Below are 13,807 nucleotides of genomic sequence, written 5' to 3'. Positions count from 1 at the left end.
CCTCAGTGCTGGTACGTGCCGTGCAGGATGGCGCGTCCGATGCTCTTGAACGCCAGGTTGAAGGACACGACAGCCGGCGAGGCGTCGGAGTCGACCCCCAGGGTCTCCTCCTGCACGGCATGGACCACGAAGTAGTAGCGGTGCACCTGGTCGCCCTGGGGCGGAGCAGCGCCCATGAAGGCCTTCGGGCCGCCGTCGTTGCGGCACATGAAGGCGTTGCCCGGGAGGGTGGCGCCCTCGGCGCCGGCACCGACGTCGAGCGACGTCACGTCGGCGGGCAGGTCGACCAGCACCCAGTGCCAGAAGCCGCTCGGCGTCGGGGCGTCCGGGTCGAAGCACGTGACGACGTAGGACTTCGTGCCCTCCGGCGCGCCCGACCACGACAGCTGCGGCGAGGTGTCACCGGCAGCCGCGACCTGGTCGTCCTTCAGCGGCTGGCCGTCGGTGACGTCGGCGCTGGTCACGTCGAAGGACGCGACGGCCGGGAGCAGGGGATACGGGTCCGGGGTGACGGGGCGATCGAGACTCATGTCACCGAAGTTAGTCCGCGGGCTGGGCCCGTGTCAGGGGCCGGGGGCCGCATGTCGGGAGAATGTACGGCGTGAGCGACTTCCCGCCGTACCCGTCCGGTCTGCGTCTCGGGGGACGCCGTGTGCTCGTGGTGGGCGGTGGCCACGTCGCGCAGCGACGCGTCCCGCAGCTGATCGCCGTCGGCGCCGACGTGCACGTGGTGTCGCCCGTCGTGACGCCCGCCATCGAGGGCCTGGTCGGCTCGGACGAGATCACCTGGCACGAGCGCGGCTTCCAGGACGCCGACGTCGAGGGTGCGTGGTACGTCATCGCCGTCACCGACGACCGCGCAGTCAACGACCATGTCTCCGCGCTCTGCGAGGAGCACCGCGTCTTCTGCGTCCGCTCCGACGATGCCACGCTCGGCACGGCCTGGACCCCGGCCATCGGTCGCGAGGCCGGTATCACCGTCGCTGTCGTCGGCAACCGCGACCCTCGCCGCTCGGCACTGGTGCGCGACGAGATCGTCGCCGGGCTCCGCGACGGCACGATCGCGGCACCCCACCACCGGGACCGCGCCGCGGGCGTGGTGCTCGTCGGCGGCGGGCCGGGCGATCCCGACCTGATCTCGATCGCCGGCCGCAAGGCGCTGATGGAGGCCGACGTGGTGGTGGCCGACCGTCTCGCGCCCCGGGAGCTGCTGGGCGAGCTCCCCTCCGACGTCGAGCTGATCGACGTCGCCAAGCTGCCCCGAGGCCGCTCGGCGATGCAGGAGGAGATCAACCGGGTCATCGTCGAGCGGGCCCTGGCCGGCAAGCGTGTGGTCCGCTTCAAGGGCGGCGACAACTTCGTCTTCGGCCGCGGCTACGAGGAGGTCATCGCCTGCCGTGAGGCGGGCGTCCCCGTCACGGTCATCCCCGGGCTCACCTCTCCGGTCTCGGTGCCGGGCATCGCGGGCATCCCGGTCACGCACCGCGGCGTCACGCACGAGTTCACGGTCGTCTCCGGACACCTGCCACCGGAGCACCCCGAGTCGCTGGTCGACTACGAAGCGCTGGCCCGCATGCAGGGCACGGTCGTGGTGATGATGGGGGTCGAGAACGCGCCCCGGATCGCCGAGGCGCTCGTGGCCGGCGGTCGCGACGCGGACCTGCCCGTGGCCGTGATCTGCGACGGGACGATGCCGACGCAGCGGACCGTGCTCGCCACTCTCGGCAACCTGGCCGAGCGCCTGGTCCAGGAGAGCGTGAAACCGCCCGCGATCATCGTCATCGGCGACGTCGTCCGGGTCGCCCACCCCGACGCCTTCTGAGGACAACCGACCGTGGCCCACCTCGTCGAGATCAGCGACCCGGCCGACCCCCGGCTCGCCGACTACCGCGACCTCCGCGACGTCGAGCTGCGCAAGAGCCTCGAGGCCGAGCACGGACTCTTCCTGGCCGAGGGGGAGAAGGTGGTGCGTCGTGCAGTCGAGTCCGGCCACCCGGTGCGCTCCCTGCTGATGGCGCCACGCTGGCTCGACGGCCTGGCCGACGTCCTCGACCGCACGGAGGCGCCGTGCTACGTCGTCAGCGAGGACCTGGCCGAGGAGGTCACCGGCTTCCACGTCCACCGCGGTGCGCTCGCCTCGCTCGAGCGCCGTCCGCTGCCCTCGGTCGACGAGGTGCTGGCCGGCGCCCGCACCGTGCTGGTGCTGGAGGACGTCATCGACCACACCAACGTCGGCGCGATCCTGCGCTCGGGTGCGGCGCTCGGGGTCGACGCCGTCCTGCTGGCGCCACGATGCGCGGACCCGCTCTATCGGCGAGCCATCAAGGTCGCCATGGGCGCGGTGTTCCAGCTGCCCTGGACCCGCCTGACCGAGTGGTACGACGCCCTGCCGGACCTGAGCGCACGGGGGTTCACGACCGTGGCACTCACCCTGGCACCCGACGCACGGCCGATCGAGGAGTGCGTGGCGGGACTGGACAAGGTCGCCCTGGTCCTGGGGTCGGAGGGCCACGGGCTCTCCCAGCGCTGGCAGCAGGCGGCGGACCGGCGGGCGATCATCCCGATGTCGGCCGGCGTCGACTCACTCAACGTCGCTGCCTCGTCGGCCGTCGCCTGCTACGTCGTCGCCCGGCGGAGCTGATCACCCCTTCCGGAATCGGTGTGACCTCTCTAACATTCCGGCATGGGCAACGAGAACACGTTCCACTCCGGGGATGACGCAGTCCCGGTCGTCGTGTGGGGAAGCGGCAACATGGGCCGGGCCTCGATCCGTTCGGTCGTGGCCCATCCCGGCCTCGAGCTGACCGGCGTCATCGTGTCGGCCGGCGAGAAGGCCGGCCGCGATGCGGGCGAGCTGGCCGGCGTCGGCAGCGACACAGGTGTGCTCGCGACCACGGACGTCGACGCCGCGCTGTCCACCCTCGGCGGGCGTGGCGCGGTCGCCTACATGGCCTCGGGCGAGCTGCGGCCCGACGAAGCCGTCGCCGACTACGCCCGTGCGCTCGCCTCCGGCGCCGTGGTCGTCTCGCCCTCCGTCTATGCGCTCTACGACCCGCGCAACGCGCCCGCGGAGCTGCGCGAGCCACTCGAGAAGGCCTGTGCGGAGGGCGGCAGCGCCCTGTTCGTCAGCGGCATCGACCCCGGCTGGGGCAACGACCTGCTCCCCGTGCTCGCCACCGGTCTCGCCTCGGAGATCGAGCAGGTCCGGTGCCAGGAGATCTTCGACTACTCCACCTACGACGCCGAGGACTCGGTCCGCTCCATCGTCGGCATGGGCCAGCCCATGGACTACGAGCCGATGATGACCGCCGAAGGCATCCCGTCGATGGTCTGGGGCGGCCAGATCCGCCTCATCGCCCGCGCCCTCGGGGTCCAGGTCGACGAGCTGCGCGAGGTCGTCGAGCGCCGCGCCCTCGACCAGGACGTGACGACGGCGCTCGGGCTGTTCGAGGCCGGCACGCAGGGTGCGCTGCGGTTCGAGGTGCAGGGCATCGTGGAGGGTGCGCAACTCATCGTCATCGAGCACGTCACCCGGATCTCGCCCCTGTGTGCGACCGACTGGCCGATGCCCGCCGACGGCGGCGACGGCGCTCACCGGGTGGTCATCGAGGGCCGGCCCCGCCTGGAGATCAACGTCGAGGCCACCGACGAGGGCGGCAACCGGGCCGCAGGGGGCAATGCGACCGCGGCCAACCGGCTCGTGAACGCCATCCCGTGGCTCCGGTCGGCGCCGCCGGGGCTCTACGACGGGCTCGACGTACCGCTGCTGGCCAGCGACCGGCTGCGCCGACGCGGCTCCCGAGGAGACAACTGACGTGTTCATCGACATCCCCGAGGGCAAGGACCCGATCCTCTACGTCTGGGGCGAGCTCGTGCCAGGCATCGGTCCAGCGGCGTCCGCGTTCGCCATGAGCATCTATGAGCACAGCACTCTCGGGCTGCGCGAGTTCGAGGCTGCGCGGCTGCGCATCGCGCAGATCAACGGATGTCTCTTCTGCCAGGACTGGCGCACGGAGCGCGAGGGCGCGAAGGTCGAGGACACGTTCCCCGATGCCATCTCCGAGTGGCGCACGACCACCGCGCTGGACGACCGCGCGCGGCTCGCCACCGAGTACGCCGAGCGGTTCGCGCTCGACCACCACGGACTCGACGACGGCTTCTGGACGCGGATGCGGGTCCACTACACCGACCGGGAGATCGCCGAGCTGTCGATGTGCCTCGGCTCGTGGATCTCCTTCGGTCGCCTCAACCGGGTGCTCGGTCTGGACACCGCCTGCGTCCTGCCGAGCCACGTCGCTCAGGCCTGAGCGAGCAACTCCCCGAAGCGGGCGATGGTCTCGTCGACCGCTGCCTGGCACGCCGGCGACCACGGGCCCATGTCGAAGAACCCGTGGATCAGGCCGGGGTACGTCGTCTGGTGCACCGGGACGCCGGCAGCGACGAGCGCGTCGGCGTAGGCGATGCCCTCGTCGCGCAGCGGGTCGAGCTCCGCCGTGACGACCACCGCTGGCGGCAGGTCGGTCAGGTCCCCGCGCAGGGGTGAGAGCTTCGGGTCGTCCAGGTCCAGGTGGGCGCCGAGGTAGCTGCCGATGAACCAGGCCATCGTCGGCTCGTCGAGGAAGTAGCCGGCCTTGTTCTCCTCGCGTGAGGGGAAGTCGCCCGCCACGTCGGTGGCCGGGTAGATCAGCAGCTGGGCCGCGATGCCGGGGACGTGCTGGGTGGCAACGGCCGAGAGGTTGCCGCCCGCCGAGTCGCCCGCGACGCCGAGCACCTCGCTGCCGCCGAGCTCCGCCAGCCGGGACTGCACGTCACGCACGGCCGCGATCGCGTCGTCGGCCGCAGCGGGGAAGGTCGCCTCCGGTGCCAGCCGGTAGTCGACGGCCACTACGACGGCGCCTGCGCCGGCACACAGAGCGCGCGCCATCCCGGCATGGGTGTCGAGGTCGCCGATCACGAACCCGCCTCCGTGCAGCAGGACCACGGTCGGGACCGGGCCCTCGACGGCGGGCCGGAAGATGCGTGCCGGGAGGGGGCCGTCGGCGCCGGCCACGGTCGTGTCCTCGATCGAGGCCACGGACGCCAGCGTGTCGGGGGACCGGAAGTCCACCGTCAGCTTGCGGAACGACGACCGGGCGTCGACCGGGGAGAGGGCGTGCAGCGGCGTACCGGCCTCGATCAGGGCGAGGAGAGGGGCGAGCTCAGGGTGGACGGGCATGGCGGCAACCTAGCCGACGCCGCCCGGGGCCGGGCCCGGGCTCAGGTCGGCCACTCCGCGGGATAGTCGGGCACGGCGGCGTCGTGCTGCTTGCGCAGCTTCTTGAGCGCCTTCGCCGAGATCCGGTCACCGAACACGGTGCCCAGCGTGTGGTCCGTCTCGTGCTGGAGGCACTTGGCGAGCAGACCGTCGCCGGCGAACCGGACGGGCTCCCCGTCGAGACCCTGCCCGGTCACCGCCGCGTAGTCGGGCCGCGCACAGTCGACGAACGCGCCGGGGAAGGACAGGCAGCCCTCCGGACTGTCATCGAGACGTCGGTCGTTGCCCTCGGGCAGGTGCAGCACCGGGTTGCACACGACACCCACGACCCGCTGACCAGCGTCGTCGGGACAGTCGAAGACGAACATGGCGACGTCCTCACCGATCTGGCAGGCCGCGAGACCCACCCCGTCGGCGGCGTCCATGGTCGCCACCATGTCCGCGGCGAGCGCCCGCAGGGCATCGTCGAAGACCGTGACCTCCGCCTGCGGACGGTGCATGACAGGCGTGCCCCAGCGCGTCATCGGCCGCACCGTGCCGCCACGGGGGAGCAGGCCGTGCGGGGCCAGCACCTCGTTCCCGGACGCGGTGGTGTCGTTGCCGTCGTGGTCCGTCGCGCCCGCCATGCGGCTCATCGTAGGCGGGTGATCAGCGGCTCCAGACGAGCGGGGCGTAGCCAGCAGGTCCGTCGGTCGACACCTCGATCACCGGCGCGGAGGGGTGGCCAGGACCGGCGGTGCGCCTGGCCCCGGTCGACGCGCGCGCCTTGAGATCGTCATCGACGTAGTCAGGCGGCGTCGGGTTGACGACAGTGGAGGACGGACTGGCGGGCGGCGGATTCCTGTTGACCTTCACCGTCAAGCTGGGAGAGACGGCACCGAGATTGCCGCCGACGGTGCCGACCTGGATCCGGAAGGTGTTGAAGCCGAGACGACGGGCGGTGGCGACGACCGCATAGCGCCCGCCGCGGGTGGTCCGCACCGACTTCAGGGTCACCCAGCCGCGCGACGTCCTGCGCTGGAGCCTGACTGCCACCGCCCGATCCCCCGGATAGATCTGTCCGCTGAAGGCGATGGGTCGGCCCCGTCGTACCTCCCGGTCCGCTGCCGTCAGCCGAATACGGCGCCTGACGTCGATCACCAACACGTCGGAGTTGCTGTCCTCCCAGAAAGCGAAGTCGGACCGGGACCGGATGTAGTAGCGGGTGCGACGCGTCGGTGCTTCGTTGAAGCGCGCATAGCCGGTCGAGAGGAACCCCTTGGTACCGACGACGGTGTAGCCGCGTTGCCCGTGACGACTGCGGTACAGGGTCGCCGAGCCGTCGAAGAAGCCCTCGTTGATGACCCCGTCGCCGTAGCCGTAGCCGTCGCCCAGGAGGAAGCGCGACTGGCCGTGCGTGATGACCACGCGGCCCGGCTCACGCTCGACCTGGTTGCGTCCCACCCGAGCCGTGATATCGGTGTCGGCCGGCACGCCCTCGAAGTCGTAGACCGACGTGTCTCCATCGACGCCGATCTGGAGCTCGTCCATGAAGAAGTTGCGGCCGGCGCAGCCGAACTCGATGGACAACAGCGCGCCGCTGCCGTCACCGCCCTTGCTCGTGGCGAGGGCCGCGATCGTGCCGGTGTCGGCCACGTTGGTCCAGTTCTGTGCCCCGTCGTGCCACCACCAGTCCATGGAGACGTCGGCGAAGTCGCCCCAGAGTGCCCAGTCCGATGTCGCCGCCTTCAAAGACCTCCTCGCCCAGTAGTAGCCGCCGGAGAAGTCGCTGCCCGATGGGTCGTAGAGCACGGTGAAGTAGCCGTCGTCCGGCGCTCCTGCGGCAGGCGCGGTCTCTTGACGAGCCGCCATGACGAACGTGGCGAGACCGGTCGGCTCCTCGACCCATGCCTGCGGACCGGCCATCCCGCCTGGCACGCCGCCGAAGTGAAAGCCCGTCGCATGGGACCCGATGTAGGCCCCGCGCGCGTAGTAGAAGTCGGTGGCCGGGTTCTCGACGCCTCCGGGACAGGGCCCGACCAGCCAGCCCAGCCCGTCGGGAAAGTCGAACCCGGGGACCGTGACCTTGATGGTCGCGGCGCGGGCCGGCGATGCGAGGGACGCGGCCAGCAGGATGGTGACGAGGATGGTCAGGGTTCGCTTCATCGTGCCCCCATGGATCAGTGCGAACGAACGCCCGAGCCAGTTGACACGCTAGCACCGGCGCGGCGCGATGAACCCGCAACCATCGGTTCCTGCAGGCGGCCGACGGGCGATGCACATTTCTGTCATTCTCCCGTCATGGGGATCCATCGAGAGCTGGCCGAGCTCGTGCAGCGCGCCGGCGATGGCGTTCTCCGGGACCACCTCGAGTTCCGCGCCGCCTTCGACGACTACCTGCCCGAGGGCGCGGCCACGGAGGGCGATCTCAACCTGCTGGCGGACGCGATTCGTCTGGGTGCCTTCGACCGCGTCCTACGGCAGATCGACCACGGCGGCGATGTCGCGACCACGATCGCTTCTCAGGCCGCTCGCCTCGCCCAGCAGCGAGGGACGCAGGAGAGCTCCGGTGCCCGATGGGCACTGACCGTGCTCGCCTTCGCTGCAGGCCGGGCCGCTGAGACCGATCTGGACCCTGATCTCGCTCGTGATGATCCGGCGCAGGCACCGACCCAGCTGCCCCCCGGGCCGGTGCCACCACCACCACCACCCCCGCCGCCACCAATCGTCCCGACGGTCGACCAGCCCGCCACGGCGTGGCTCCCGGAGCGGACCGACGATCCCTTCGCCCGGCCACCCGCCGATCCCCGCACGGTCGTCCGGCCCCCGGGGAGTGTGGAGCCTCCGGTCCCCACCCGGGCCGACACCGGAGCGCAGGGGTCTCGCAGGATCCGTCCCGTCGCGGTGCTCGTGGTCCTCGTCCTCCTGGCAGGTGCGGGGGCCGGCCTCGCAGTGCTGCTGCTCAGCGACGACCCAGCCGCATCGCCGGCTGCCGACACCCGCGACGACCGGGCGCCGGACACGCCGACAGCGCGACCCGACACGGTGGTCGCAGCCGAGACGGTCGCCATCCCCGGGCTGGACCGGGCGATCGCCATCGGAGGGCGGAGGGGTGGCGTCACGGTGGACGGGCTCGGCCCGGTGGACGCGACCGCTGACGGCGAGATCGCCGCCGCGGGGCAACGCCTCATCGGTCTCAGGCTCGCCGATGGGCCGTGCCAGACGCCTACCTGCCTGCCCTGGCGCAGGGCTTCCGTCAGGCTGCTGGTCGACGGAGCGCCGCAGGCGCTTCCCCGGCGCACCGACGACTTCATCATCTCCGCGCCCGTCGAGGCGCTCGTGGAGCTCCAGATGCGCGCCGATCGCTACGACCAGCGGATCTCTCTTGATCGCACGACCGCATCCGACCGCGTCATCACGGTCCTCGGCCGGGACGACCGGCTCATCCGTATCGGCGCCACCTACCGCGTCCAGCCACGGACCGACGGCTCCCGCGCCCTGCCCGAGCGGGCTATCCGCGTCGACTCGGCGGAGCTCTTCTTCTTCGCCGGGAGCGGCAAGCCGCTCCAGCTCGACGAGGCCTTCGTCCGGATCTCCGCGACCTACACCTCGAGCACCACGAGCGGCGCCCAGCTGTTCTACGCCAGCGAGGTCCACCTCGAGGACACTGAGGGCAACGTCTTCCCCAAGCGTGACCTCGGCACAGCCGACAAGCCCGATCCGGTCTTCATCGTCCCCGGCGACTTCACCGGCGGCGTCTTCGTGATCGAGGGCACCCGACAGGCGACGTCGTTCGATCGCGCCAACGGTGTGACGATCACCTACCCGCTGACGCTGCCGCGGACGGAGTTCCGCTTCGGGCGATGACCGGCTGTTTGCAGGCCATGTCACACGCCGAATCCGCGAAGACATGTAGCGCAATGTGTAACTCACAGTTACATTTGCGTCATGTCCCTGATCAGCAACCTCAAGCCGGGTGGCAGGCACGGGGTCCCGAGCTCCGAGAGCCGCGACCCCATCGGCTACCTCGTGGCCGGTCTCAACCGGCTCGCCCAGACCGACCTCCTCGACAAGGTGCGGCTGCGCAAGCCGACCGAGCAGGTCGTCTTCTCGGTGACCCGCACCGGCTTCAAGACGATGACCAACGCCAGCCGGACCTTCTCCAGGGCCGGCAAGAAGGGGCAGCCCGGCGCTCGCCCCACGGCCGCCGCGTCGAGCGGTGTCTTCGACCTGACGCCCGGCGAGGACGAGCAGATGCTCGTCGACGTCGTCACGGAATTCTCGGACGAGGTCGTGCGGCCGGCCGCCGCCGAGGCCGACAAGGCTTGCGCGGCGCCCGACGACCTGCTGAAGGCCAGCCTCGAGATCGGTCTGCCGATCCTGGGCCTGCCCGAGGAGCTCGGTGGAGTCTCCGAGGAGCGCTCGGCCATGGCCGGCACCCTGGTCGCCGAGGCGCTGGCCAAGGGCGACATGGGTCTCGCCATCGCGGCGCTGGCTCCCGGTTCCGTCGCGACCGCGATCGGCCTGTGGGGCACCGACGCCCAGCAGCAGACCTATCTGCCGGCGTTCAGCGCCGAGGACGGCACCGTCCCGGCCGCCGCGCTCGCGCTCAACGAGCCGACCGTCCTGTTCGACGTGCTCAGCCCGTCGACGACCGCGACGAAGTCCGGCGACGGCTACGTGCTCAACGGCACCAAGAGCCTCGTCGCCCGCGGCGACCACGCCGAGCTGTTCGTGGTCGGCGCCTCGCTCGACGGCAAGCCGGTGCTCTTCCTCGTCGAGTCGTCGACCGAGGGCCTGACCATCGAGGGCGACCCCGCCATGGGTGTCCGCGCCGCGTCGATGACCAAGCTCAACCTCGACAACGTCACCGTGCCCGCCGACGCCGTCCTCGGCACGACCGACGGCTCGACCTACACCGAGTGCGTCCGCCTGTCCCGGCTCGCCTGGTGTGCGCTCGCCGTCGGCACGGCCCAGGCCGTGCTCGACTACGTGACGCCGTACGTCAAGGAGCGCGAGGCCTTCGGTGAGCCGATCGCCCACCGCCAGTCGGTGGCCTTCATGGTCGCCAACATCGCGATCGAGCTGCAGGGCATGCGGCTCCTGACCTACCGCGCCGCCTCGCGCGCCGCCGCGGGCAAGGACTTCAGCCGGGAGGTCGCGCTCGCTCGCAAGGCCTGCACCGACAAGGGCATGCAGATCGGCCTCGACGGCGTCCAGCTGCTCGGTGGCCACGGGTTCGTCAAGGAGCACCCGGTCGAGCGGTGGTACCGCGACCTGCGTGCCATCGGGATCATGGAAGGGACGGTGCTGGTCTGATGGCCATCAATCTCGAGGTGCCGAAGAAGCACCGGGCGCTGGTCGACCAGGCCCACCAGGTCGCGATGAACATGCTGCGACCGATCTCCCGCAAGTACGACATCGCCGAGCACGAGTATCCCAAGGAGCTCGACATGCTCGCGGCGATGATCGACGGGCTGTCCGAGTCCGGCGCGAGCGAGGGGGCCGGCGCGACCGGTGTCCGCCGTGACGGCGACGACAAGGACAAGTCGGTCAAGAACGGCGCCAACCTCGCCTCGGTGACGTCCGTCGCCGAGATGTGCTGGGGCGACACCGGTCTGCTGCTGTCGATGCCCCGCCAGGGCCTCGGCAACTCGGCCATCGCGTCCGTGGCCAACGACGAGCAGCTCGAGCGCTTCAAGGGCACGTGGGCGTCGATGGCGATCACCGAGCCGCACTTCGGCTCGGACTCGGCGGCGATCCACACCACCGCGGTGCTCGACGGCGACCACTACGTGATCAACGGCGAGAAGATCTTCGTCACCTCCGGCGAGCGCTCGGACTGCATCGTCGTGTGGGCGACCCTCGACAAGTCCCTCGGCCGGGCGGCGATCAAGTCGTTCGTCGTCGAGAAGGGCACCGAGGGCGTCAAGGTCGAGCGGCTCGAGGAGAAGCTCGGCATCCGGGCCTCCGACACGGCCGTCATCACCTTCACCAACGCCCGTGTGCCGAAGGAGAACCTCCTCGGCAGCCCGGAGATCAACGTCGAGCAGGGCTTCGCCGGCGCGATGGCGACCTTCGACAACACCCGCCCGCTCGTCGCGGCGATGGCCGTGGGCTGCGCCCGCGCCTCGCTCGACCTCACCCGCGACCTCCTCAAGGCGGCCGGGATCGAGATCGACTACGACAAGCCGGCGATCCTGCAGCACGCCGCGGCCGCGAAGTTCCTGCAGCTCGAGTCCGACTGGGAGGCCGGTCGCCTGCTCACCCTGCAGGCGGCGTGGATGGCCGACAACCGCAAGCCGAACTCGCTCGAGGCCTCCATGGCCAAGGCGAAGGCCGGCCGCGTCGGCTCCGACGTGACCCTGTCCTGCGTCGAGCTGTGCGCCTCGATCGGCTACAGCGAGGAGGAGCTGCTCGAGAAGTGGGCCCGCGACTCCAAGATCCTCGACATCTTCGAGGGCACCCAGCAGATCCAGCAGCTCATCGTCGCCCGCCGGGTCCTGGGACTGTCGAGCGCCGAGCTCAAGTGATCCGCATCAGCTGAGCCGGGCCCCCTCAGCCGGTGACACCAGGTGGTGGGCCGGCCGGGGGAGTCCGGCAGCGGCGAAGGCCGCGTCGATGCCGTCCCGTACGGCGCCGACGCGGCCTTCGTGCGTCACGGACACCGTGCAGCCGCCGAAGCCGCCCCCGGTCATCCGCGCACCCAGCGCACCCGCGTCGAGGGCAGCGGTCACCGTCAGGTCGAGCTCGCGGCAGGACACCTCGAAGTCGTCGCGGAGCGAGGAGTGCGACGCCACCATCAGGCTCCCCACGGCCTCCCAGTCCCCGGCCTCCATCGCCGTCACCGCCGAGCGCACCCGCTCGTTCTCGGAGTCGACGTGCCGCCAGCGTCGCGGGTCGCCCACCTCACACTCGCGGCGGCGCTGCGCGTAGCCGCTCGTTCCGTCGGCCAGCTGGTGCCGGACGCCGGTGTCGGTGACCAGCAGCGCGACCTGCTCCTCGGCGGGGCGGCACCGCACCGGTTGCGCCGTGGGCCGCGCCGGGTCGGCGAAGTCGAGGAGCAGGGCGTGACCGTCCCGGCCCAGCATCGAGGCCAGCTGGTCCATCCCTCCCGTCGGTGCGCCGACGTGCACGGACTCGGCCCGTTGGGCCGACTCCGCGAGCCGCCAGCGGGTCGCCTCGTCCAGCGGGAGCCCGAGCAGGCCGGCGATCCCCGTCGCCACCGCACACTCCATGGCCGCAGAGCTGGAGAGGCCACCACCCAGCGGCAGCGTGCTGGTGAGCGCGATGTCGAGGCCGGGGACCTGCCAGCCGATGGCCCGCAGCTCGATGACCACGCCTTCGACGTACCGCTGCCAAGCGGAGCCGGAGGGCGCCTGGTCGCTGGTGACGCGGAGGTCGTCGTCCTCCCGCGGGGTGATCGTGGCGGTGGTGGCGAGCTGGATCGCGATCGGCAGGCAGAGTCCCCCGTTGTAGTCGGTGTGCTCACCGATCAGGTTCACGCGGCCGGGGGCGACGGCGGTCACGGAATGCATGGAGCCATCCTCGCCGACGTCGCCGCCGCACGATGCGGGAGGATCGCTCCGTGCCTCGCCCTCTCGTCGTCTCCGCCACCCGCACCGAAGCCGCACACCTGCCGACCGGGCTGGACCTCGTCGTCACCGGGATCGGCAAGACCGCGGCCGCCACCGTCCTGACGCGCCACCTCGCGGGACGTGACGACCTCGACGACCTCGTCCTGGTCAACCTCGGCACCGCAGGAGCGCTGCACGACGGGATGGCGGCCGAGTCGGGCCTCTATGAGATCGGCGAGGTCATCAACCACGAGATCAGCGCCGACGCCATCCGAGCGCTGGGCTTCGACCCCCGCGAGCGTCTCCGGATCGGCGATGCCCCGACGGTCCTCGCCACGGGCGACATGTTCGTCACCGATCCCGTCGTCCGCACCCGGCTGGCCGCGCAGGCGCAGCTCGTCGACATGGAGGGCTACGCCTACGCCTGGGTCGCCCAGGAGTTCGGCCTGCCGATCCGCATGGTCAAGCACGTCTCCGACTCGGCCGACGAGAGCGCGATGGCGTGGGTCGAGGTCGTCGACAGGAGCGCCCGGATCCTGGGCGAATGGGCGGCGACGCACCTGGGGTAGCAGCTAGCCCCGACAGCTCACGCGGCGAGGTAGTCGAGAACAACCTTGGTGAAGCTGATCTCGGCGCGTGATCGGCTGGCCTCACCGCCGGTGTCGGCGGTGATGCGTCGTGTGCCGGTCGGGTCGACCAGGTGGTGGGCCCCGTAGGGATCTCGCCAGATGGTGATCTCAGTGGTTGGGTTGTCGTACTTGCCACCCTTGACTGTTGTTGTCGTGGGTCTTGATGCGGTGGTGGCTTCTCGTGACGGGGCCGAGGTTGTCGGTGCTGGTGGGCCCGCCCTCGTTGTGGGGGATCTGGTGGTCGAGATCCATCGCCCTGCTGAGGTTGACGGCGTAGGGGACCACGTCGCCGGGGTGGATGAGCCGGACGGCTTGACGGAGTCGGTCGGGGATCTCGTAGGCATCGACAGCGATGGTCTGGTTGAGAT

General features: G+C 70.9%; 14 protein-coding genes. 8 read left to right on the top strand and 6 right to left on the bottom strand.

The window, feature by feature from the left end:
- Window positions 1-2 precede the first annotated feature (2 nt).
- Complete coding sequence (locus tag E9934_RS09390; RefSeq protein WP_136562645.1) at window positions 3-530, bottom strand: YbhB/YbcL family Raf kinase inhibitor-like protein; 528 nt, start codon at window positions 528-530, stop codon at window positions 3-5.
- Between the two features lie 71 nt (window positions 531-601).
- Here E9934_RS09390 and cobA point away from each other — a divergent pair, with 71 nt between their 5' ends.
- Genes cobA through E9934_RS09370 form a run of 4 tightly spaced genes read left to right on the top strand, consistent with a single transcriptional unit; the run spans window position 602 to window position 4,307 of the window.
- Window positions 602-1,822 (top strand): uroporphyrinogen-III C-methyltransferase, encoded by a 1,221-nt coding sequence (gene cobA / locus E9934_RS09385; protein ID WP_238694863.1) that lies wholly within the window; start codon window positions 602-604, stop codon window positions 1,820-1,822.
- A 12-nt stretch (window positions 1,823-1,834) separates the two neighbouring features.
- Entirely contained in the window at window positions 1,835-2,641 is an 807-nt protein-coding gene (locus tag E9934_RS09380; RefSeq protein ID WP_136562643.1) for a TrmH family RNA methyltransferase, read from the top strand.
- Between the two features lie 42 nt (window positions 2,642-2,683).
- Window positions 2,684-3,814, top strand: coding sequence for an NAD(P)H-dependent amine dehydrogenase family protein (locus E9934_RS09375; RefSeq protein WP_136562642.1), 1,131 nt, complete (start codon window positions 2,684-2,686; stop codon window positions 3,812-3,814).
- Window position 3,815: 1 nt separating this feature from the next.
- Window positions 3,816-4,307 (top strand): carboxymuconolactone decarboxylase family protein, encoded by a 492-nt coding sequence (locus tag E9934_RS09370; protein WP_136562641.1) that lies wholly within the window; start codon window positions 3,816-3,818, stop codon window positions 4,305-4,307.
- On the opposite strand, the gene E9934_RS09365 is transcribed toward E9934_RS09370, so the two are convergent.
- Genes E9934_RS09365 through E9934_RS09355 form a run of 3 tightly spaced genes read right to left on the bottom strand, consistent with a single transcriptional unit; the run spans window position 4,298 to window position 7,399 of the window.
- The gene (locus E9934_RS09365) at window positions 4,298-5,215 is read right to left on the bottom strand and encodes an alpha/beta hydrolase (RefSeq protein ID WP_136562640.1); all 918 of its coding nucleotides are present in this window, start codon (window positions 5,213-5,215) and stop codon (window positions 4,298-4,300) included. The two genes, E9934_RS09370 and E9934_RS09365, sit on opposite strands and share 10 nt — an antisense overlap.
- Before the next feature lie 41 nt (window positions 5,216-5,256).
- Window positions 5,257-5,880 carry a peptide deformylase gene (gene def / locus E9934_RS09360; RefSeq protein WP_136562639.1) on the bottom strand — a complete coding sequence of 208 codons (624 nt, stop codon included), beginning with the start codon at window positions 5,878-5,880 and terminating at the stop codon, window positions 5,257-5,259.
- A gap of 22 nt (window positions 5,881-5,902) precedes the next feature.
- The gene (locus tag E9934_RS09355) at window positions 5,903-7,399 is read right to left on the bottom strand and encodes a hypothetical protein (protein ID WP_136562638.1); all 1,497 of its coding nucleotides are present in this window, start codon (window positions 7,397-7,399) and stop codon (window positions 5,903-5,905) included.
- A 135-nt stretch (window positions 7,400-7,534) separates the two neighbouring features.
- Between E9934_RS09355 and E9934_RS09350 the strand changes: the two genes are divergently transcribed.
- The 3 genes from E9934_RS09350 to E9934_RS09340 all read left to right on the top strand — a co-directional run bounded on the left by E9934_RS09350 (window position 7,535) and on the right by E9934_RS09340 (window position 11,766).
- A complete protein-coding gene (locus tag E9934_RS09350) occupies window positions 7,535-9,100 on the top strand; it encodes a hypothetical protein (RefSeq protein WP_136562637.1) in 1,566 nt (521 codons plus the stop codon).
- Between the two features lie 81 nt (window positions 9,101-9,181).
- A complete protein-coding gene (locus E9934_RS09345) occupies window positions 9,182-10,552 on the top strand; it encodes an acyl-CoA dehydrogenase family protein (protein WP_136562636.1) in 1,371 nt (456 codons plus the stop codon).
- On the top strand, window positions 10,552-11,766 hold the full coding sequence (locus E9934_RS09340; protein WP_136562635.1) for an acyl-CoA dehydrogenase family protein: 1,215 nt from the start codon (window positions 10,552-10,554) through the stop codon (window positions 11,764-11,766). The genes E9934_RS09345 and E9934_RS09340 overlap by 1 nt, the downstream gene beginning before the upstream one ends.
- A gap of 6 nt (window positions 11,767-11,772) precedes the next feature.
- Here E9934_RS09340 and E9934_RS09335 read toward each other — a convergent pair whose 3' ends face one another.
- On the bottom strand, window positions 11,773-12,771 hold the full coding sequence (locus E9934_RS09335) for a galactokinase (protein ID WP_136562634.1): 999 nt from the start codon (window positions 12,769-12,771) through the stop codon (window positions 11,773-11,775).
- A gap of 50 nt (window positions 12,772-12,821) precedes the next feature.
- Here E9934_RS09335 and E9934_RS09330 point away from each other — a divergent pair, with 50 nt between their 5' ends.
- The gene (locus E9934_RS09330) at window positions 12,822-13,379 is read left to right on the top strand and encodes a nucleosidase (protein ID WP_202977257.1); all 558 of its coding nucleotides are present in this window, start codon (window positions 12,822-12,824) and stop codon (window positions 13,377-13,379) included.
- Window positions 13,380-13,547: 168 nt separating this feature from the next.
- Here E9934_RS09330 and E9934_RS19585 read toward each other — a convergent pair.
- The coding region (locus E9934_RS19585) for an HNH endonuclease signature motif containing protein (RefSeq protein ID WP_162851541.1) at window positions 13,548-13,807 on the bottom strand (260 nt) is incomplete at its 5' end.

Origin of the sequence: Nocardioides caeni (assembly GCF_004912195.1) — a bacterium.
GTDB classification, from domain to species: domain Bacteria; phylum Actinomycetota; class Actinomycetes; order Propionibacteriales; family Nocardioidaceae; genus Nocardioides; species Nocardioides caeni.
The sequence above is the reverse complement of the archived record's forward strand: the minus strand, read 5'-3'. Positions and strand labels throughout refer to the sequence as shown.